Consider the following 1,421-nt stretch of genomic DNA (forward strand, 5'->3'; position numbering starts at 1 on the left):
TTTACATAGAGAACATGATTAAAAAACTCACTATTAACCCTAATCACTTCCGGCCATTTTGCTCAGATTTTTATTACTGTGATTAAAAAACCCTCGTTTTCATCAGGTTAAAAATGCGTCACTTCACATTTTTGGCGTAAAGTTCCCTTGAATTTGTAAAATAATAATGATAACAATTATCATTAAGTTTAACATCCGTCACGTTTCGGTTAAGTGACTGCCCTTCGCACGTCACGCTTTTGTGCGGAACACATGTTGGCTTTTGGGTTTATTACACACGCATCAATTAATCACTCAATCATTATTGAGTTATTTATAGGGATTATGAATATGTTGTTGGCTTTCCCCCTCAAACGCTCGGTGCTTATGTGCGCGCTGGCAATGCCGGTTGCCTCAATGGCTGCTGAAGACACCGTCATTGTCAAAGCCGCGCCTGCGGATACCGCCGATGCTCCGACGCAGGGTTACAGCGCGAAAACCAGTAAAAGTGCGACCAAAACGGATCAGCCGCTGATCACCACCGGTCAGGCCGTTTCTGTTGTGACCCGTCAGCAAATGACTGACCAGAACGCCACCACGGTTAACGCTGCACTGAACTACACGCCAGGCGTATTCACCAACTTTGCCGGCGGCGCAACGCGTTATGACACCATTTCCCTGCGCGGTTTCCACGGCGGTGACGTCAACAACACCTTCCTCGATGGCCTGCGGATCCTGAGCGATGGCTCGACCTATAACTCCATTCAGGTTGATCCGTGGTTCCTGGAACGTATTGATGTGGTGAAAGGACCGTCTTCTGCGCTTTACGGCCAGAGCATTCCCGGCGGTGTGGTAGTGGAATCCACCAAGCGCCCGCAGTTTGCTGAAGAAGGTCACTTCCAGCTTTCCGGTGGCACGCAAAATACCAAAGGCGGCGCATTCGATTACACCAATGCCATCAACGATCAGCTGGCATTCCGTCTGACCGGGATGACCCGCAGCAGCGATACGCAGTACGATCACCAGCGTGAAGAGCGTTACGCGATTTCGCCACAGTTGCTGTGGACGCCGGATGAAAATACCTCGCTTTTACTGCGCGCGTATCTGCAAAAAGATCCGTCCGGTGGCTACCACGCCGCGGTTCCGGCTGACGGCAGCCTCTACGGACAGAAACTGAGCCGGGGTTTCTTCGATGGCGAAAGCACCCGCAACCAGTTCAAACGCTGGGAGCAAATCTACAGCTACGAATTCCAGCACGCGTTTAACGACGTCTGGTCATTCCGCCAGAATGCCAACTACACGCATTCCAACACCGAGTTGGATCAGGTGTATCAGGCGGGCTGGAATGCGGACCGTACCGAGATGAGTCGTTATTATTCCGGTGAGAAGTCCTCGCTGGATACTTTTGCGATTGATAACCAGCTCGAAGCGGATTTCGCGAC

The 1,421-nt window shown here is 51.0% G+C and carries 1 protein-coding gene; it reads left to right on the plus strand.

What is annotated here, in order from left to right:
* Positions 1-330: 330 nt before the first annotated feature.
* The coding region (locus tag UC14_RS24085; protein ID WP_157962151.1) for a TonB-dependent siderophore receptor at positions 331-1,421 on the plus strand (1,091 nt) is incomplete at its 3' end.

This window comes from Rahnella sp. NRRL B-41462, assembly GCF_003263525.1.
Lineage (GTDB): Bacteria > Pseudomonadota > Gammaproteobacteria > Enterobacterales > Enterobacteriaceae > Rahnella > Rahnella aceris.